The organism is Mesorhizobium sp. M1A.F.Ca.IN.022.06.1.1 (assembly GCF_003952605.1).
In the GTDB taxonomy this organism is placed as follows: Bacteria; Pseudomonadota; Alphaproteobacteria; order Rhizobiales; family Rhizobiaceae; genus Mesorhizobium.
In genome coordinates this window covers 3502499-3520150 of record NZ_CP034455.1, presented here as the reverse complement: position 1 = coordinate 3520150, position 17652 = coordinate 3502499, and the positions used below count along the sequence as shown (strand labels likewise).

Sequence of the window (17652 nt, the reverse complement as noted above, 5' to 3'; positions counted from 1 at the left end):
TGAGCGAGGAGGCCCGGCCGTGAAGGTAACGCCGTTCCTGATGTTCGAAGGTCAGGCCGAGAAGGCCATGACCCTCTATTGCGACACCGTTCCAGAAAGCCGCGTTGTCGACGTCACACGCTATGGCGCCGGTGAGGACGGGCCCGAACGTGCGCTCAAGCTGGCCCGTGTCGTGATCGGCGGCACTGAGGTCATGGTCTTCAACAGCCCCGTGCATCACGCCTTCTCCTTCACGCCGTCGTTCTCGCTCTTCGTCGACTGTTCCTCCGAGGAGGAGCTCGATCGCATTGTCGGGGTGCTGGCCAAGGACGGCGCGTTTCTGATGCCGACCGACGATTACGGCTTCAGCCGCCGTTTCGCTTGGCTCAACGACCGCTTCGGCGTTTCCTGGCAGATCAACCTGCCCTAGTTTAATGCCCGCCGCCGGACCGCTGCTTCTTTCGACGCCTCGCCAGCATGTTGAGGCCCTCGACCAGCGCGGAAAAACCCATGGCGGCGTAGATGTAGCCCTTGGGCACGTGATAGCCCATGCCGTCGGCAATCAGCGTCATGCCGATCATCAGCAGGAAGCCGAGCGCCAGCATCACGATTGTGGGGTTCTTGGCGATAAAGTTGGCGAGCGGCGTCGCCGCCAGCATCATCACGCTCACCGCCACGATGACAGCGATGTACATGATGGCGATCTCGTCGGTCATCCCGACGGCGGTGATGATGGAATCGATCGAGAAGACGAGGTCAAGCAGCAGGATCTGGAAGATCGCGCCGGCCAGGCTCATCTGCAGTGTGCCGCCCATCATCGAGTCCTGATGATCCTGCGGATCGACCGTGTGGTGGATTTCCTTGGTCGCCTTCCAGACAAGGAACAGGCCGCCGGCGATCAGGATCAGGTCGCGCCAGGAAAAGCCATGCCCGAACGCCGTGAACACCGGTGTCGTCAATTGCACGATGATCGAGATCGTGGCGAGCAGCACCAGCCGCATGCCCAGTGCCGCCGAGATGCCGAGTTTGCGGGCGCGGGCGCGCTGCGCTTCCGGCAGCTTATTGGTCAGGATCGAGATGAAGATCAGGTTGTCGATGCCGAGCACCACCTCCAGCACCACCAGCGTCAGCAGCGCGATCCACGCTGTGGGATCGGAGACAAAGGCAAAGTGCGGCGCCAGGAACTCGACAAGCTGCATGGAGGTCGTCCCCTCTACGATCTAGAGCAGTTTTCGCGGGTTTCGTCGCCAGTTAGGTACGACCGGTGCTCATATCAATATCATGACCAGAAGGACGGCGCGGTTTCCTCGAGTTTCGGCCCGCGGCGAAACGGCGCGATCTTCTCGGCGAGCCCGGTGCGGTCGGAGATTTCCACGCCGACGCCGCACAGCGTCGCCGGTCCATTCGCGGCCTCGAAACGACCTTTCGGCACTTTCGACAGGAAGCGGTTGAGCGGCTCTTCCTTGTCCATGCCAAGCGAGGAATCATAGTCGCCGCACATGCCGGCGTCCGAAATATAGGCGGTGCCGCCGTTGAGTATCTGATGATCGGCGGTCGGCTGGTGCGTGTGGGTGCCGACCACAAGGCTGGCGCGGCCGTCGACGAAATGCGCGAAGCACATCTTTTCCGAGGTCGCCTCGGCATGGAAATCAATCACCGCCGCGTCGGCCTGTTCGCCAAGCGGACAGGCGGCAAGCTCGCGCTCGCCGGCCTGGAACGGATCGTCGAGCTCGGGATGCATGAAGACGCGCCCCATGATGTTGGCGACCAGCACCCGCGCGCCGTTCCTGGCGATATAGACGCCGGAACCACGCCCCGGCGTGCCCTTGGGAAAATTGGAGGGGCGCAGGAAGCGCTCCTCGCGCGGCGCGAAGACCAGCGCGTCGCGCTGGTCCCAGACATGGTTGCCGGTGGTGACGACATCCGCGCCCGCCGCGAGCGTCTCGCGAAATATCTCCTCGGTGATGCCGAAGCCGCCGGCGGCGTTCTCGCCATTGACGATGACGAAGTCGAGCTTGAAGTCGGATATCAAGCCCGGCAGCTGTTCCCACACCGCCGTGCGCCCAGTTTTTCCGACCATGTCGCCGAGGAAGAGAAGTCTCATACGATCCCGCGTCGAAAGTCCGCCAAGCAAAAGCTGCATGACTTTCCGCAAAAGATCATGCGTTTCTCAACCGCTTTTCTACAATTGCGGCGTGAACCGGCGCAACCCGCTCCCGGTGAGTATTTCCGCGATGATCACATGATGGTCTTATACGGCACCACCGCCCCGTCCTAGCAGCCGAAGGCGACGTCCTAACGCGCGCTCCGTCCGCGCAGCCAGAAAAACCAAACGTAGAAGACGGTGAAGCCGCCGGTACCTGCAAGGATCAACAGCATGCCGCGCCAGCCCTTCATTCCGGCGGTATCGAGGGTCGATGGATCGCCAGGGTCGTAGTAGAATTTCACCTTGTCGCCGATCGACGCCTCGTGGAGACCGACAAGGTTTCCCTTTCCGGACCAGGTCATCGGCACGTCGTCAACCACATAGGCGAGGGCGACATTGATGCGCTCTATGGCGAGGCCATTTTTGTGCATTTCAGTGAAAGGACTGACATCCGTCACGGTAGCGACCGTCTGCCCCCGGGCGGCTTGGTGGTACAGGGTGGTTCCGGTGATATGCAATCCCATCGCAAACAGTGCTGCCGCGATCAGAGCAAACGGCATCAGGATGAATCGCATGAAGACAAAATCCCTTGCTAACCTCAACTTGGTTGGATAGCAGGAATACTGTTGGATAGGGATTGGAATCGCGCGAAGCGGGTCGGAATATTCTAAGAGGCGGTAAACCGGCGTAACCCGCTCTCGGTGAGTATTTCCGGGATGATCACGTCATGGTTCTCATCCGGCACTTGCGACACCTCCTGGCAGTCGAACGCAATGCCGATCAGCCGCGGCGCCAGCCCTTTGTCGGCCAGCCTGGCGATCGCCCGGTCGTAATAGCCGGCGCCGTAGCCGATGCGGTGGCCGCGCGCGTCGAATGCTGCGAGCGGAACAAACATGAGCGAGGGGTCGAGCTCTTCGGCCTCCTCGTGCGGTCCGACCGTGCCGAAACCCATCTCGACCATTGGCGCGCCGCGCACCAGGTCGCGGAAGACGATGGTTGTCTTGTCGAGGATCGCCGGCAGGCAAAGCCTGGCGCCTTTCTCGCGCAGCGCGAACATCAGCGGCCGCACATCGACCTCGGAGCGCATCGGCCAGAAGCCGGAGACGATCTGGCCCGGTTCGACGGCGATCTGGTCACGCGCCGTCTCAGCCATTTCGAGCGCGATCTCGACCCGCCAGAATTCGTCCAGCGCATCCCGCCGCGCCAGAGCTTCCTTGCGAAGCTGTTTTTTCAGGTCTTTTGATGAGGTCATGCGCAGACGTTAGAAAAGGTCGTATCCGGACGAAGTTGCAGGAGCGACGCTTTCTACCGCATCAAATTCAAAAACGGGAGAGTGGCGATCCACACAACCGGTGGAGAGGTCGATCCCGGGTGCCTACAAAGTAGGTGGGCGCCGTGTGAGAAAACCCACGGGTCTTCCCAGGGACAGCTCCCTAAGGATCGATAAGGCCCCGGGGATAAGTTTCTCCTGCCGGGAAGCGCAGACCGCCAAAACCAATATAGGCCCATGGTTGACCGAGCGCCAGAAGGACACCGCTCCAAGCGGCCGCAAATCTGCGTCATGGGCCTTGCAGCGTTGTCATGCCTTGCACAGCCTGGCCAGCGTCCTTAGGGTCGCGGCCCAACGATCAGGAGAAGAAATGCGTTTCGAAGGCACCGCGGCTTACGTCGCCGACAAGGATTTGATGGTGGCGGTCAACGCCGCGATCGCTCTGGAGCGACCGTTGCTGGTCAAGGGCGAGCCGGGCACCGGCAAGACCGAACTCGCCCGTCAAGTGGCGGCGGCGCTCGGCCTCGATTTCATCGAATGGAATGTCAAATCGACCACCAAGGCGCAGCAGGGCCTCTAGGAGTATGACGCCGTCTCGCGGCTGCGCGACAGCCAGCTCGGTGACGACCGGTTCAGCGACATCAAGAACTACATCAAACGCGGCAAGCTGTGGGACGCCTTCGCGGCACCGAAAAAGGTCGTTCTCCTGATCGACGAGATCGACAAGGCCGACATCGAATTCCCCAACGATCTTCTGCAGGAACTCGACCGGATGGAGTTTTTCGTCTACGAGACCGGCGAGACCATCCGCGCCGAATTTCGGCCGATCGTAATCATCACCTCCAACAACGAGAAGGAGTTGCCGGACGCCTTTCTGCGCCGCTGCTTTTTCCACTACATCCGCTTCCCCGATATCGAGACGCTGCACCGGATCGTCGACGTGCATTATCCCGGCATCAAGCAGAATCTCGTGCGGGCCGCGCTTACCCAGTTCTACGAGATCCGTGACGTGCCCGGGCTGAAGAAGAAACCATCTACCTCCGAAGCGCTCGACTGGATCCGACTGCTGGTCGCCGACGACATCGCGCCGGAGGATCTGCGCGCCGATCCGAAGAATATATTGCCGAAGCTGCATGGCGCGCTGCTCAAGAACGAGCAGGACGTGCACCTCTTCGAACGCTTGGCCTTCATGGCCAGGCGCTAGCAATAGGCTTGGCAGCAATAGCGCTTTGTCTGTCTGTGGACCGTTGCCGACAGGCGGCGCTTGCCGCAGCTTCCGACCAAGACATTGGAGGAAAACATGTCCGAGATCACCGTTCGCCCGCTTGCCCAGTCCGACCGCTCCGACTGGCGCCGGCTGTGGACCGCCTACCTCACCTTCTACGAGACCAAGCTGCCGGACGAGGTCTACGACGTCACCTGGAAACGCCTGTTCACGGCGGGCGAGTTCGAGCCGAAAGGCTTTATCGCCACGCTTGAGGGCAAGGCCGTCGGCCTGACCCACTATCTCTACCACCGCTCCTGTTGGTCTGAGGTCAACACCTGCTATCTGCAGGATCTGTTCGCCGACCCCGAAGTGCGCGGCAAGGGCATCGGCGCGGCGTTGATCAAAGCGGTGCAGGACGAGGCGGGCAAGATCGGCGTGAAGAACGTCTACTGGATGACGCACGAGACCAACGCCACCGCGCGCCGGCTGTACGACCATGTGGCGCGGCGCACGGGCTTTATCGAGTACGATCTGTTGTGAAACGGTTGAAACCGGTCCAGCTGCGCAATATATTGCGCATTGGAAAGCCGCCGTGCCGCTGATTGAGACTAACACGCGCAAGATCATAGCGCGGCTTTTGCGCGACGGCTGGTCGAGCGTCGGAGGCGGCAAGCACGACAAATACGAGCACCCGGGAAAACCGGATGTGACCATCATCGTGCCGCGGCACCGCGAGCAATCTCCGGGCGTTGCACGCTCGATCGCCAAGCTCGCCAGATGGATTTGAGGCCTGATCGCATGACGCATTATATCGGAGTTCTGGACGGCGCAGATAATGTCTGGGGAATCCGGGTCCCCGACCTCCCGGGCTGCCATGGCGGCGGCGCCAGCCCCGAGGAGGCGATTGCCGATGCAACATCGGCGATACGCGAATGGGCTGAAACTCGGTTGGCAAAGCACGTCTCGTTACCCGAAGCACGAACGGTGGCGGACTTGTTACGATCAGGTGAGATCGATAGCGCCGCAGGCGAGTCTGCCGTCATGATCCCGCTGCTGATCGACTCCGGTCGGTCAGTCCGGGCAAACCTGTCGTTGGACGCTGGTCTGCTTGCGGCGATCGATACTGAAGCCAGCCGCCGGGGCCTGACGCGCTCTGCCTTCATTGCGAGTGCCGCGCGTGAAAAGATCGAGGGGCAGAGATAGCCGTCTGGCGATGTTCATCCCCTTCTTCCTTGAACTGAAAGCCGCGCGGGTTCCCGTTTCGCTCCGGGAGTATCTGACGCTGCTGGAAGGCCTGGAAGCTGGGTTGGTCGACTACGACGTCGAGGGTTTTTACTACCTCGCGCGCTCGGCCCTGGTGAAGGACGAGGGCCATATCGACCGTTTCGATCAGGTGTTCGCGCATGTCTTCAAGGGCGTCGAAGCGCTCGCCGGTCCGGACGCCGTCGACGTCGCCAACATCCCCGAGGAATGGCTGCGCCGGCTCGCCGAAAAGCACCTGAGCGACGAGGAGAAGAAGCTGGTCGAGGCGCTGGGCGGCTTCGACAAGCTGATGGAGACGCTGAAGCAGCGCCTGGAGGAGCAGAAGGGCCGGCACCAGGGCGGCTCGAAATGGATCGGCACCGGCGGCACCTCGCCCTTCGGCGCCTATGGCTACAATCCGGAAGGCGTGCGCATCGGCCAGCACGAAAGCCGCCACCGTCGCGCAGTGAAAGTCTGGGACAAGCGCGAGTTCAAGAACTTCGACGACGCGATCGAGCTCGGCACCCGCAACATCAAGGTGGCGCTGAAGCGGCTGCGGCGCTGGGTGCGCGAGGGCGCCGAGGAAGAGTTCGACCTGCCCGGCACCATCCACGCCACCGCCGAGCACGGCTATCTGGACGTGAGAACCCGGCCGGAGCGGCGCAACGCGGTGAAGCTCCTGATGTTCTTCGACGTCGGCGGCTCGATGGATGGTCACGTCAAAACCGTCGAGGAGCTGTTCTCCGCCGCGCGGGCCGAATTCCGCCAGCTCGAGTATTACTACTTCCACAACTGTCTTTACGAGCGCGTCTGGAAGGACAATCGCCGCCGCCTGGCCGAGACGATCCCCACCTTCGACCTCATCCACAAATATGGGCCGGACTATAAGGTGATCGTGGTCGGCGACGCCTCGATGAGCCCTTACGAAATTGCGCATCCCGGCGGCTCGGTCGAGCACTGGAATCCGGAGGCCGGCGGCGTCTGGCTCGGTCGGCTGCTGCAGCAGTGGCCGAACGCGGTCTGGTTGAACCCTGAGGCTGAGAAGAACTGGCGCTACACCCATTCCATTGCGATGATCAGCGACATCTTCGGCGGCCGCATGTTCCCGCTGACGCTTGCCGGGCTCGAAGCGGCAACGAAGCAGCTATCGAGGAAGCATCGAGCGTGACAGTAATTCGCGGAAACCAGCGGCGATTGCGTTGTCAGTCCCAGCGCTGGTCAGTGGTGTAACAAACACCTATCTTCGTGCGAACATGACATGCCAACCAACAACGAGCCGCCAAGGCCGAGGAGATTTCATGGACACCCACGCCTATCCCGTCACCCGCACCGATGCCGAGTGGCGCGCCCGGCTGACGCCGGAGCAGTATGCCGTCATGCGCAACCACGGCACCGAGCGTCCCGGCAGCTGCGCCCTGCTCTACGAGAAGCGCGCCGGCACTTTCTTCTGCGTCGGCTGCGACCAGCCGCTGTTCGAATCCAAGCTGAAGTTCGAGAGCGGAACCGGCTGGCCGAGCTTCAACGATCCGGTCCCGGGCTCGATCGAGACCACCGTCGACCGCAGCTACGGCATGGTCCGCACCGAGTGCCACTGCTCGCGTTGCGGCAGCCATCTCGGCCATGTCTTCGAGGACGGTCCGCCGCCGACCGGCCAGCGCTATTGCATCAACGGCGTGGCGCTGCGCTTCGAGCCGGCGGCCTGACAGCCAGTTCGTGGTAGCTCTGTAAGGGCGGCTTCGGCCGCCCTTTTTCGATTCAGACAACGACCGTCGCGATCAGCCAGAGCGCCGAGCCCAGCATCATCAACTGCGCCTTGAACCCGCCGGCCGTTTCCGCCGTTCGCCAGACGGCAAGGGCGAGAAAGATGTTGTAGGGGACGGGAAGGAAATGCACCGTGAGCACCAGCCAGAGCGGCAGCTTCAGCCCAAGCAGGACAAGCGCCAGCCCGGACGAAGCGATGTTGATCGCCGTGCCGGCGAGCAGCATGTCGCGCCAGAACAGCCGGTCGAGCGGCACAATGCCTTGCCAGCGCGAGCGGAAGAAGCCGGCAACCATCTGTGCTCTACTCCTGCCTCAGCACTTGGGTGACGGCTTGCTCGAAGCGCGAGCATTCCGTCGCCAGCCAGTCGGCCATGGCCGGCCAATTGTCCTCGGCAAAGCAGTTGACCCGCCACTGCGAATTTATGCCGAGATTCTGCGCGCTCTGCTCCGGCCTGAGCTTCAGCCGCGCCTCGATCGCCGGTTGGAATGGCATAAGCCGCGTCCAGACCTCCGTCGCGCCGAGCTTCTCGTTGCGGCCGAAGAAGACGCCGACCACGTTCTCGCTTGGCGCGACATACATGGACAGCACCAGGGCGAACTCCGGCATTCCGCGCCGCCAGAACCATGGCCCGCGTCGCGCCAGCCGCGCTCTTTCTTCCGGGTGCCGTTCGGCGAACAGCGCCCAGAACCCGCGATGCCGGAACTCCGAAGCGCGATGGCCGCCGAAGTCGAACTCACTCATGGCCGTCCCTGGAGGCAATTTCAGGAAGTGTAACGGTTTCCGTCCGGAATTGCGCAAAAGCAAATGGTTGGAGCAGTTCAGCGATTCCATCAAACGCTGAACTGCTCTAGCCGCGAGCCTTAGACCATGCCGAGCGCGGCCTTGTACAGATCGAGGATCGACTCCTCCTCCTGGCGCTCGGCCTGATCCTTCTTGCGCAGCCGGACGATGGTGCGGATCGCCTTGGTGTCGAAGCCGGTGCCCTTGGCCTCGCCATAGACGTCCTTGATGTCGTCGGAAATCGTCTTCTTTTCTTCCTCGAGCCGCTCGATGCGCTCGATGATGGCGCGCAGCTGGCCGGCGGCTACAGTCTGGCTGGTCTCGGTGATCTCGTCGGCCATTTTTTCTCTCCGCGTTTTTTTGCGCCAGGCGATTCCCGCCCGGCAAAATTGGAGCGGGTTCGATGCCCGAGCAGGCGCGGCGGGTCAAGACATTATCGATGCGGCATGAAGGGTTGGAGCACCCCAGGCTGTGCTGAGATTCTGGTCAGGCCGAGCCGGAGTCGAAGACGGACGCGAAGCGGCGAGAATGGTTGTTCCGAGAACCGGAGCCCAGCATGCTTGGAGTACGTGGGCACGGGCCTAAGCTGGCCGTAGCCTTAACTGCGACGTGCCTGGTGAGTGCTTCGGCGGCGAAGGCCGGAACCCCAGGAAGCCGGCGTTTTGCAGGCCGGCCTCACCTGAAGATCAGCACATTCAGCCAAAGGCGATGAGCAAATCCTTCGCATCGATCTGGTCGCCGGCCTTGACCAGCACCTCTGCCACCACGCCGTCGCGCTCGGCGTGCAACGCGGTCTCCATCTTCATCGCCTCGATCGAGAGCAGCACGTCGCCCGCCTTGACCGCCTGGCCTGGCGACACGGCAAGAGCCGACACCACGCCCGGCATCGGCGCTCCGACATGCGCCTCGTTGCCCGGCTCGGCCTTGCGCCGCGCCTTGGCGGCCGAAGCGCCATGCGCGCGGTCCGGCACCTTCACGCGACGCGGCTGGCCGTTGAGCTCGAAGAAGACGGTGACCATGCCTTTTTCGTCGACGTCGCCGAACGCCTGGCAGCGTATCACCAGGGTCTTGCCCTTCTCGATGTCGACGAAGATCTCGTCTTCCGACTTCATGCCGTAGAAATAGGTCGGCGTCGGCAGCACGCTGACCGGGCCATAGGTCTCCTGAGCGGCGGCGAAGTCGGTGAAGACTTTCGGATACATCAGCCAGGAGGCGAATTCGAACTCGGTGAGCTTGCGCTCGAGCTTCTCCTCGATCTCCTTGCGGCTGGCCTTGAGGTTCGCGGGCTTCAGCAGCGAGCCGGGCCGGACGGTGATCGGCTTTTCGCCCTTCAGCGCCTTCTTCTGCAGAGCTTGCGGCCAACCGCCGGGCGACTGGCCGAGATCGCCGCGCAGCATCGAGACGACCGAATCCGGGAAGGCGATGTCCTTCGCCGGGTTCTCGACATCGGCGACTGTGAGGTCCTGGCTCACCATCATCAGCGCCATGTCGCCGACCACTTTCGACGACGGCGTCACCTTGACGATGTCGCCGAACATCAGGTTGACGTCGTGATAGGCCTGCGCCACCTCGTGCCAGCGCGTTTCGAGCCCAAGCGAGCGCGCCTGTTCCTTGAGATTGGTGAACTGGCCGCCCGGCATCTCGTGCAGATAGACTTCCGAGGCCGGTCCCTTGAGGTCGCTTTCAAAGGCGGCGTATTGGTTGCGAACCGCTTCCCAGTAGAACGAGATGTGGCGGATCCACTGGGGGTCGAGGCCGGGGTCGCGCTCGGTACCCTTGAGCGCCTCGACGATCGAGCCGAGACAAGGCTGCGAGGTGTTGCCGGAGAACGAATCCATCGCCGCGTCGATGGCGTCGACGCCGGTCTCGACCGCCGCCAGAACCGTCGCCGCCGACAGGCCGGAGGTGTCGTGCGTGTGGAAATGGATCGGCAGGTCGGTCTCTTCGCGCAGCGCCTTGAACAGCACGCGCGCCGCCGAGGGCTTCAACAGGCCCGCCATGTCCTTGACGGCGATGATATGCGCGCCGGCCGCTTCCAGTTCCTTCGCCAGCCCGACATAATATTTCAGGTCGTATTTGGCGCGCTCCGGATCGAGTATGTCGCCGGTGTAGCACATCGCCGCTTCGATCAGCTTGCCCTCGGCGCCCACCGCGTCCATGGCGACGCGCATGTTCTCGACCCAGTTCAAGCAGTCGAAGACGCGGAACAGGTCGACGCCGCCGGCGGCTGCCTGTCTAACGAAATGCTGCACGACATTGTCGGGATAGTTGGTGTAGCCGACGCCGTTAGCACCGCGCAGAAGCATCTGCAGCAGAAGATTGGGGGCTGCCTCGCGCACTCTGCTCAGACGCTCCCATGGATCCTCGGTGAGGAAGCGCATGGCGACGTCGAAGGTGGCGCCGCCCCAGCATTCCAGTGAGAGCAGTTGCGGCAGCGCCCGCGCATAGGTGCCGGCGATGCCAGCGATGTCGCAGGTGCGCATGCGGGTGGCGAGCAGCGACTGGTGTCCGTCGCGCATCGTCGTGTCGGTAACGAGCACCTGGGCTTGCTCGCGCATCCATGCCGCGAACTTCTGAGGCCCAAGCGCGTCGAGCCGCTGCTTGCTGCCGTCCGGCACCTTGCCGTTGAGATAGGGCACCACAGGTGCCGCCGCATCCGCCTTCGGCACCGGCCGTCCGCGCGTCTCGGGATGGCCGTTGACGCTGACGTCGGCGAGATAGTTGAGCAGCTTGGTGGCGCGGTCCTGCCGCTTGACCTGCTCGAACAGCTCCGGCGTCGTGTCGATGAACTTGGTGGTGTAGGAATTGTCGGCGAAGCTCGGGTGGTTGATGATCGCTTCGAGGAAGGTGAGATTGGTGGCGACGCCGCGGATGCGGAACTCGCGCAATGCCCGGTTCATGCGCGCGATCGTCTCGGCCGGCGTCGGCGCCCAGGCCGTCACCTTTTCGAGCAGCGGATCGTAGAACCGGGTGATGACCGCGCCCGAATAGGCGGTGCCGCCGTCGAGCCGGATGCCGAAGCCGGTGGCGCCGCGATATGCGGTGATGCGCCCGTAATCGGGGATGAAATTGTGTTCCGGGTCCTCGGTGGTAATGCGGCACTGCAGGGCGTGGCCGTTGAGCTTGATGTCCTTCTGCGCCGGCACGCCGGACTCCGGCGTGCCGATGGCGAAGCCGTCGAGGATGTGGATTTGCGCCTTCACGATATCGATGCCGGTCACCATCTCGGTGACGGTATGCTCGACCTGGATGCGCGGGTTGACCTCGATGAAATAGAACTTGCCGGTGTCGGCGTCCTGCAGGAACTCGACGGTGCCGGCTCCGATGTAGCTGGTCTCGCGCGCGATCTTCAGCGCGTAGCCGCAGAGTTCCTCGCGCAGTTTCTCGCCGAGGTAGGGAGCCGGCGCACGTTCGACGACCTTCTGGTTGCGGCGCTGGATCGAGCAGTCGCGCTCGAACAGATGCACGGCATTGCCCTGGGTATCGCCCAGCACCTGCACCTCGACATGGCGGGCGCGCTCGATCAGCTTTTCGAGATAGACCTCGTCCTTGCCGAAGGCGGCCTTCGCCTCGCGTTTGCCTTCCATGACTTCGCGCGCGAGGTCGGCTTCAGCGCGGATGGCGCGCATGCCGCGGCCGCCGCCACCCCACGAGGCCTTGAGCATCACCGGATAGCCTATTTCCGCAGCGAGCTTTTTCACCTCGTCCATATCGTCGGGCAGCGGATCGGTGGCGGGCACGACCGGCACGCCGACCTCGATCGCCAGGTTGCGCGCCGCCACCTTGTTGCCGAGCCGGCGCATCGTCTCGGGCTTCGGCCCGATGAAGGTGATGCCGGCGGCAGCACAGGCCTCGGCGAATTCGGGGCTTTCCGACAACAGGCCGTAGCCGGGGTGGATCGCATCGGCACCCGAGAGGCGCGCGACGCGGATCACCTCGTCGATCGACAGATAGCTTTCGATCGGACCCATGTCTTTGGTGAGATGCGGACCGCGCCCGACCTGGTAGCTTTCGTCGGCCTTGAAGCGGTGCAGCGAATATTTGTCCTCTTCCGCCCAGATCGCCACGGTTTTGAGGCCTAGTTCGTTGGCCGCGCGAAAGACGCGGATGGCGATTTCGGACCGGTTGGCGACGAGGATTTTCGTGATTGCCAAGGACTGGGCTCCAGTAGCGGAAGGTGAGGTGAACCGGCGCAATGATTAGCGTGAAAATGCTGCAGCGCAAACAAAATAGCGCGACACTTCAATCGATTTAAATCTCTTGTTTGCGCCAAAACCTCCCAACGGCCTCCGAGCGCCTGGACGACAACGCCGACGAACCTGGCGGGGACATGATGGCAGGCTGGATGCCCAGCCAAACAAAAAATGCCCGGCGCTCAGCGCCGGGCATCTCGGAAAGTCGGATCTTCTTTGCCGGCTTATTGCTCGAAGTAGGAGTACTTGCCGTCTTCGCCCTTCTTCCAGGTGTACATGACGTAGTCCGGGCGGGTGATGTCGCCCTTGGAGTCATAACCAATGTCGCCGATGGCGGTCTTCCAGGGGCCGCCCGACTTGATCGTCTCGGCGACTTTCTGCGCATCGTCGGCGGAGCCGGTCTTCGTGATGGCCGCAGCGATGATCTGGATCGCGGCGTAGGAGTAGAGCGTGTAGGCCTCCGGTTCGAAACCGGCAGCGCGGAACTTCTCCACGAGCTCCTTGGCGTTCGGGTTCTTGCGCGGATCCGGCGCGAACGTCATCAGCGTGCCTTGGACGGCGTCGCCGGCGATCGAGGCGAGCTCGTTCGACACGATGCCGTCGCCCGACATGAACTGGGCCTTGAGGCCCTGGTCGGCGAGCTGGCGGATGATGAGGCCGGCTTCCGTATGCAGGCCGCCATAGTAGACGACGGAGATACCGGCTTCCTTCATCTTGGCGATGAGCGCCGAGAAGTCCTTGTCGCCGACATTGATGCCTTCATACATGGCTTCGTTGACGCCATTGGCGTTGAGCGCCTTCTTGGTTTCGTCGGCAAGGCCCTGGCCATAAGGGGTCTTGTCATGGATGAGCGCGATCTTGGCGTCCTTGAAGTTCTTGGCGACATAGTCGCCGGCAACCTTGCCCTGTTGGTCGTCGCGTCCGCAGGTGCGGAACGTATTCCACATGCCGCGTTCGGTGAACTTGGGATTGGTCGCGGCCGGCGTGATTTCGAGGATGCCATTCTCGGCATAGACTTCCGACGCAGGAATTGAGACGCCCGAATTGAAGTGGCCATCGACGAACTTGATGCCGTCGGCGACAAACTTGTTGGCGACCGAGATGCCCTGCTTCGGATCCGACACGTCGTCACCCACGCTCAGCTTAAGCTGCTGGCCGAGGACTCCGCCAGCCGCGTTGATGTCGGCGACCGCCTGTTCGGCGCCCTTCTGCAGCTGCGCGCCGAAGGCCGCGTTCGGACCGGTGATCGGACCGGCGACGCCGATCAGAATGTCGGCCCACGCGCTGCCGCTGAACGCGATGAACGCGGTCAGCGCCACGGCGGACAAGAGTGATTTTTTCATTGAAACGCTCCCATTTACGGAGTGGGCGTGGATGATACTTTCATGCGATGCCCACCCTTATCGCAGAAAGCATAGAATGCCGATTTTCAGGCACTTGTCACGCCAAATTCATTCCCCGGAACGGCGTTGATCATGAACGTCAACCCTTTGGTTTCCAGCTCAATAAGGAGGCTCTTTCGTAGAGCCAATTATACTGAGTGACCATCTGGTTCGTGCGCGTGTATTGATAACCAAGGAAGCCCAGTATCATTAGCACGATAGTGTCGACGATATAGTAGTGCAGCGAAAACATCGTGCCGTCGAACAGCGCGTGGTGGATGAACCTTATGCCGATGCCGAGTCCGAGCATATAGAGGAACAGCTGAAAGAAGCTGCGCCAAGTCTGCGCGCTCGCCTTGCCGGTCATCCACGCCGCCCATCCGCCGAGCAGGCAGGTGACGAACAGGAACTGCCAGATCGAGGCTTCCTCGTAGAGAATGCCCTGCATGATGAAGTCTCCTGAACTCAGTGGTGGCCGCCTTCGAGATAGGCGGCGCGCACTTCCGGATTGGCGAGCAGCTCCTTGCCGGTGCCGCTCATCGTCACATTGCCGTTGACCATGACGTAGCCGCGATTGGCGAGCTTCAGCGCGCCGAAAGCGTTCTGCTCGACTAGGAACACGGTCAGCCCTTGGGTCCGGTTCAATTCGCGGATTGCATCGAAGATCTGCTTGACGATCAGCGGCGCCAATCCCAGCGACGGCTCGTCGAGCAGGAGCAGCTTCGGCCGGGCCATCAGCGCACGGCCGATCGACAGCATCTGCTGCTCGCCGCCCGAGAGCGTGCCGCCGCGCTGGCCGATGCGCTCCTTCAGCCGCGGGAACAGCGCAAACACCTTCTCGGCATCCTCGTCAAAATGTTTTAGGTTGTCGAGGCTGGCGCCCATCTGCAGGTTTTCCATCACCGTCATGCGCGGAAAGATGCGGCGTCCCTCAGGCGACTGGGCGATGCGCATCCGCGCGATCTCGTGCGTCGGCAACTGCGTGATGTCGTTGCCGGCAAAGGTGATGGAGCCGCTGCGCGCACGCGGCGCGCCGAAGATCGTCATCATCAACGTCGACTTGCCGGCGCCATTGGCCCCGATCAGCGCCACGATCTCACCTTGGTTGACGGTGACGTCGACACCGTTCAGCGCACGGATGTTGCCGTAATAGGTCTGCACGCCCTTGATATCGAGCAGCGTTGTGCCGGCCATTACTTATGCCCTCCGCGCGGCTTGGCTGTCGAGGATTTCGCGGCCGGCTTGCCCGTGGCCCGCTCGGACGACTTTCTTGGCGCTTTGGCTTTGGCATCGACCTGAGCCGCTTTCGAGGCGCCTCTCGATACCATGACCCGTTCGCCCTCGTCCGCGTGTTCGACAGTGTCGGAAACCGGCCCCGCCATCATCGAGGCGGAACTGCCCGGCCCGTGCGCCGCATCAGGCCCGGTATCGAGCTGCTCGATGACATCCTCGTCGCCGACTTCGGTCAGCACCTCTTCCACTTCCTCGTCGTCGACGCCGAGATACGCGGCGATCACGCGCGGATCGGTCCGGACCGACTGCGGGCTGCCGTCGGAGATCTTGCGGCCGTACTCCAGCACCACGACGTGATCGGAGATCTGCATGACCACCGACATGTCGTGCTCGATGAGCAGGATCGACGTGCCGGTGTTGTCCTTGATGTCCATCAGCAGTTCATTGAGCGAGGCCGATTCCTTCGGATTGAGACCGGCGGCCGGCTCGTCGAGGCACAAAAGCTCAGGTCCGGTGCACATGGCGCGCGCGATCTCCAGCCGCCGTTGCGCGCCATAGGGCAGGTCGCCGGCCGGATCGTCGGCGCGGTCGACGAGATTGGCCTTTTCCAGCCAGTGCTTGGCGAGATCGATCGATTCAGCCGAGGCCTGCCGGTAGCTGGAGAAGCCGAACAGGCCGAGGAAGGTATAGCCCGAGGCCTTCATCAGCTTGTTGTGCTGGGCGACCAGGAGGTTCTCCAGCAGCGTCATGCCCGAGAACAGGCGGATGTTCTGGAAGGTGCGCGCTACCTTGGCGCGCGCGGGGATCTCGTGATTGGGCAGGCGCTCGAGCAAATAGTTCGAGCCGTCGCGCCGGCTGAGCGTGATCATGCCTTCCGAAGGTTTGTAGAAGCCGGTGATGCAATTGAACACGGTCGTCTTGCCGGCGCCGTTCGGTCCGATCAGCGCGGTGATCTCGCCGCGCTTGGCCTGGAACGACAGGTCGCCGATGGCGATCAGGCCGCCGAACTTCATCGACAGATGCTCGACCTGCAGGATGAAGTCGTTCATGGAAACTTGCGCGTTCATCAGCCGTGGCCCTCCTTGGTGAAGGAGCCTGAGACCGCTTTTCGCTCCTTGAGGAAGGCTGTTGGTTCTCGACTGCCGACGAAGCCGCGCGGCTTCCACAGCATGACGATCACCATCGCAACGCCGAACAATAGCATGCGGTAGAGCTCCGGCGTGAAGTCCGGACCGAACACCACCTTGAGGAAGCCCAGCTCGCGCAGGATCTCGGTGCCGCCGATCATCACCAGCGCCGCCACCGCGATACCGCCCAACGAGCCCATGCCGCCGAGCACGACGATGGCCAGGATGATCGCCGATTCAAGGAAGACGAAGGATTCCGGGCTGACGAAGCCCTGGCGCGCGGCGAAGAACGAGCCGGCGAAGCCGCCGAACATGGCGCCGGTAGCGAACGCCGTCAGCTTGGTGGTGGTGGTATTGATGCCGAGCGAGCGGCAGGCGATCTCGTCCTCGCGCAGCGCTTCCCAGGCGCGGCCCACCGGCAGGCGGCGGAGCCTGATGGTGACGAAGGCGGTGAGGAAGCAGAGCGCCAGGATGAGATAATAGAGGAAGATCTTGTAGTAGGCGCCCGACTGGGCGATGCCCAGCACCTTGGCGATGTAGTTCGGGGCCGAGACGTTGAACGACATGAGCCCGAAGAAGGAGACCTTCGGGATGCCGGAAATGCCGGCCGAGCCGTTGGTCACCTCACGCCAGTTGATCAGCACCAGACGGATGATCTCGCCGAAGGCGAGCGTGACGATCGCCAGATAGTCGCCGCGCAGCCGCAGCACCGGGAAGCCGAGCATGACGCCCCAGAAGGCGGCCATGGCGCCGGCGGCAGGCAGCAGGATCCAAAACGACAGGCCAAAATGCGTGCCGAGCAGCGCATAGGCATAGGCGCCAACGGCGTAAAAGGCGACATAGCCGAGGTCGAGCAGGCCGGCTAGCCCGATGACGATGTTGAGGCCCCAGGCCAGCATCACATAGATCAGGATCTGGATGCCGAAATTGTCGACCCATTTGAGCGAGCCCTGGAAGCCGAACAGGAGCACCATCGCCACTGGATAGAGGATCAGCACCGTGGCGCCGATCTTGTTGAAGTTTCGCCGCACGAAGCCGGGCTCCACGGCGACTGCAGGCGCCTTGGCCCTTTCAGCCCTTGATCGTTCGAGCGCCGGAACCGCATAGGCAACATAGAGGAAGCGCCCGACGACAACGGCGAGAACCACCAGGGCGAGCAGGCCCCAGCGCTGCACCAGGATCAGCTCGTTGTTGATGTTCTGATCGGTCCTGAGACCGATGAACAGCACGAACAGGCCGAGCGCGATGGCGCCGGCGTAGAGCGCTTCGCGGAACGCGCGCTGGATGGGAGTAGCGACGACGTCGCGCTCCGGAGAAACGGTAACGGCCAT

At 62.6% G+C, this 17652-nt stretch carries 18 protein-coding genes, 1 other RNA gene and 2 pseudogenes; 7 read left to right on the top strand and 14 right to left on the bottom strand.

Annotation, left to right across the window (positions count from 1 at the left end; translation table 11 throughout):
* The first annotated feature begins 19 nt into the window (after positions 1-19).
* Positions 20-409, top strand: coding sequence for a VOC family protein (locus tag EJ078_RS16825; RefSeq protein ID WP_281015522.1), 390 nt, complete (start codon positions 20-22; stop codon positions 407-409).
* Between the two features lies 1 nt (position 410).
* Here the strand turns inward: EJ078_RS16825 and EJ078_RS16820 are convergent, their stop codons facing one another.
* From EJ078_RS16820 to ssrS, 5 genes are all read right to left on the bottom strand, one after another.
* Positions 411-1178, bottom strand: coding sequence for a TerC family protein (locus EJ078_RS16820; RefSeq protein ID WP_067001713.1), 768 nt, complete (start codon positions 1176-1178; stop codon positions 411-413).
* 80 nt (positions 1179-1258) lie between these two features.
* A complete protein-coding gene (locus EJ078_RS16815; protein WP_127215700.1) occupies positions 1259-2083 on the bottom strand; it encodes a YmdB family metallophosphoesterase in 825 nt (274 codons plus the stop codon).
* Positions 2084-2274: 191 nt separating this feature from the next.
* Complete coding sequence (locus EJ078_RS16810) at positions 2275-2700, bottom strand: DUF3592 domain-containing protein (protein WP_208720748.1); 426 nt, start codon at positions 2698-2700, stop codon at positions 2275-2277.
* A gap of 92 nt (positions 2701-2792) precedes the next feature.
* Positions 2793-3377 (bottom strand): 5-formyltetrahydrofolate cyclo-ligase, encoded by a 585-nt coding sequence (locus EJ078_RS16805; RefSeq protein WP_127215698.1) that lies wholly within the window; start codon positions 3375-3377, stop codon positions 2793-2795.
* 82 nt (positions 3378-3459) lie between these two features.
* Positions 3460-3615, bottom strand: a non-coding RNA gene (gene ssrS / locus EJ078_RS16800) — 6S RNA.
* Between the two features lie 150 nt (positions 3616-3765).
* Between ssrS and EJ078_RS16795 the strand changes: the two are divergent.
* The 6 genes and pseudogenes from EJ078_RS16795 (at position 3766) to msrB (ending at position 7547) form a co-directional block, all read left to right on the top strand.
* Positions 3766-4599, top strand: a pseudogene (locus EJ078_RS16795) (MoxR family ATPase).
* A 96-nt stretch (positions 4600-4695) separates the two neighbouring features.
* On the top strand, positions 4696-5142 hold the full coding sequence (locus EJ078_RS16790) for a GNAT family N-acetyltransferase (RefSeq protein ID WP_067319706.1): 447 nt from the start codon (positions 4696-4698) through the stop codon (positions 5140-5142).
* A gap of 52 nt (positions 5143-5194) precedes the next feature.
* Positions 5195-5389, top strand: a complete 195-nt coding sequence (locus EJ078_RS16785; RefSeq protein ID WP_189413832.1) for a type II toxin-antitoxin system HicA family toxin — start codon at positions 5195-5197, stop codon at positions 5387-5389.
* Positions 5390-5400: 11 nt separating this feature from the next.
* Positions 5401-5805, top strand: a complete 405-nt coding sequence (locus EJ078_RS16780; RefSeq protein ID WP_067002185.1) for a type II toxin-antitoxin system HicB family antitoxin — start codon at positions 5401-5403, stop codon at positions 5803-5805.
* 10 nt (positions 5806-5815) lie between these two features.
* Positions 5816-7012 carry a VWA domain-containing protein gene (locus tag EJ078_RS16775; protein WP_127215695.1) on the top strand — a complete coding sequence of 399 codons (1197 nt, stop codon included), beginning with the start codon at positions 5816-5818 and terminating at the stop codon, positions 7010-7012.
* A gap of 130 nt (positions 7013-7142) precedes the next feature.
* Positions 7143-7547, top strand: a complete 405-nt coding sequence (gene msrB, locus EJ078_RS16770) for a peptide-methionine (R)-S-oxide reductase MsrB (protein ID WP_127215694.1) — start codon at positions 7143-7145, stop codon at positions 7545-7547.
* A 52-nt stretch (positions 7548-7599) separates the two neighbouring features.
* Here msrB and EJ078_RS16765 read toward each other — a convergent pair whose 3' ends face one another.
* The 9 genes and pseudogenes from EJ078_RS16765 to livM form a co-directional block, all read right to left on the bottom strand.
* Positions 7600-7899 (bottom strand): hypothetical protein, encoded by a 300-nt coding sequence (locus EJ078_RS16765; RefSeq protein WP_127215693.1) that lies wholly within the window; start codon positions 7897-7899, stop codon positions 7600-7602.
* Positions 7900-7906: 7 nt separating this feature from the next.
* A complete protein-coding gene (locus EJ078_RS16760) occupies positions 7907-8347 on the bottom strand; it encodes a hypothetical protein (RefSeq protein WP_127215692.1) in 441 nt (146 codons plus the stop codon).
* A gap of 119 nt (positions 8348-8466) precedes the next feature.
* Complete coding sequence (locus EJ078_RS16755) at positions 8467-8727, bottom strand: DUF2312 domain-containing protein (protein ID WP_067001689.1); 261 nt, start codon at positions 8725-8727, stop codon at positions 8467-8469.
* Positions 8728-9081: 354 nt separating this feature from the next.
* Entirely contained in the window at positions 9082-12540 is a 3459-nt protein-coding gene (gene pyc / locus EJ078_RS16750) for a pyruvate carboxylase (RefSeq protein WP_127404223.1), read from the bottom strand.
* 263 nt (positions 12541-12803) lie between these two features.
* The gene (locus EJ078_RS16745) at positions 12804-13922 is read right to left on the bottom strand and encodes a branched-chain amino acid ABC transporter substrate-binding protein (RefSeq protein WP_067001684.1); all 1119 of its coding nucleotides are present in this window, start codon (positions 13920-13922) and stop codon (positions 12804-12806) included.
* 139 nt (positions 13923-14061) lie between these two features.
* Positions 14062-14409: a DUF6867 family protein gene (locus tag EJ078_RS16740; protein ID WP_067001681.1), complete on the bottom strand. Its 348-nt coding sequence runs from the start codon at positions 14407-14409 to the stop codon at positions 14062-14064.
* 17 nt (positions 14410-14426) lie between these two features.
* Positions 14427-15155: an ABC transporter ATP-binding protein gene (locus tag EJ078_RS16735; RefSeq protein WP_067001678.1), complete on the bottom strand. Its 729-nt coding sequence runs from the start codon at positions 15153-15155 to the stop codon at positions 14427-14429.
* Positions 15156-15178: 23 nt separating this feature from the next.
* Positions 15179-16261, bottom strand: a pseudogene (locus EJ078_RS16730) (ABC transporter ATP-binding protein); the annotation flags it as partial.
* Complete coding sequence (gene livM / locus EJ078_RS16725) at positions 16261-17652, bottom strand: high-affinity branched-chain amino acid ABC transporter permease LivM (RefSeq protein WP_127216787.1); 1392 nt, start codon at positions 17650-17652, stop codon at positions 16261-16263. The pseudogene EJ078_RS16730 and the gene livM, both read right to left, overlap by 1 nt.

Coding starts and splice junctions, on each gene's coding strand:
- EJ078_RS16820 (WP_067001713.1), bottom strand. CDS start 1,178: ATGCAGCTTGTCGAGTTCCTGGCGCCGCACTTTGCCTTTGTCTCCGAT.
- EJ078_RS16815 (WP_127215700.1), bottom strand. CDS start 2,083: ATGAGACTTCTCTTCCTCGGCGACATGGTCGGAAAAACTGGGCGCACG.
- EJ078_RS16810 (WP_208720748.1), bottom strand. CDS start 2,700: ATGCGATTCATCCTGATGCCGTTTGCTCTGATCGCGGCAGCACTGTTT.
- EJ078_RS16805 (WP_127215698.1), bottom strand. CDS start 3,377: ATGACCTCATCAAAAGACCTGAAAAAACAGCTTCGCAAGGAAGCTCTG.
- EJ078_RS16790 (WP_067319706.1), top strand. CDS start 4,696: ATGTCCGAGATCACCGTTCGCCCGCTTGCCCAGTCCGACCGCTCCGAC.
- EJ078_RS16780 (WP_067002185.1), top strand. CDS start 5,401: ATGACGCATTATATCGGAGTTCTGGACGGCGCAGATAATGTCTGGGGA.
- EJ078_RS16775 (WP_127215695.1), top strand. CDS start 5,816: ATGTTCATCCCCTTCTTCCTTGAACTGAAAGCCGCGCGGGTTCCCGTT.
- msrB (WP_127215694.1), top strand. CDS start 7,143: ATGGACACCCACGCCTATCCCGTCACCCGCACCGATGCCGAGTGGCGC.
- EJ078_RS16765 (WP_127215693.1), bottom strand. CDS start 7,899: ATGGTTGCCGGCTTCTTCCGCTCGCGCTGGCAAGGCATTGTGCCGCTC.
- EJ078_RS16760 (WP_127215692.1), bottom strand. CDS start 8,347: ATGAGTGAGTTCGACTTCGGCGGCCATCGCGCTTCGGAGTTCCGGCAT.
- EJ078_RS16755 (WP_067001689.1), bottom strand. CDS start 8,727: ATGGCCGACGAGATCACCGAGACCAGCCAGACTGTAGCCGCCGGCCAG.
- EJ078_RS16745 (WP_067001684.1), bottom strand. CDS start 13,922: ATGAAAAAATCACTCTTGTCCGCCGTGGCGCTGACCGCGTTCATCGCG.
- EJ078_RS16740 (WP_067001681.1), bottom strand. CDS start 14,409: ATGCAGGGCATTCTCTACGAGGAAGCCTCGATCTGGCAGTTCCTGTTC.
- EJ078_RS16735 (WP_067001678.1), bottom strand. CDS start 15,155: ATGGCCGGCACAACGCTGCTCGATATCAAGGGCGTGCAGACCTATTAC.
- livM (WP_127216787.1), bottom strand. CDS start 17,652: ATGGCCGTTACCGTTTCTCCGGAGCGCGACGTCGTCGCTACTCCCATC.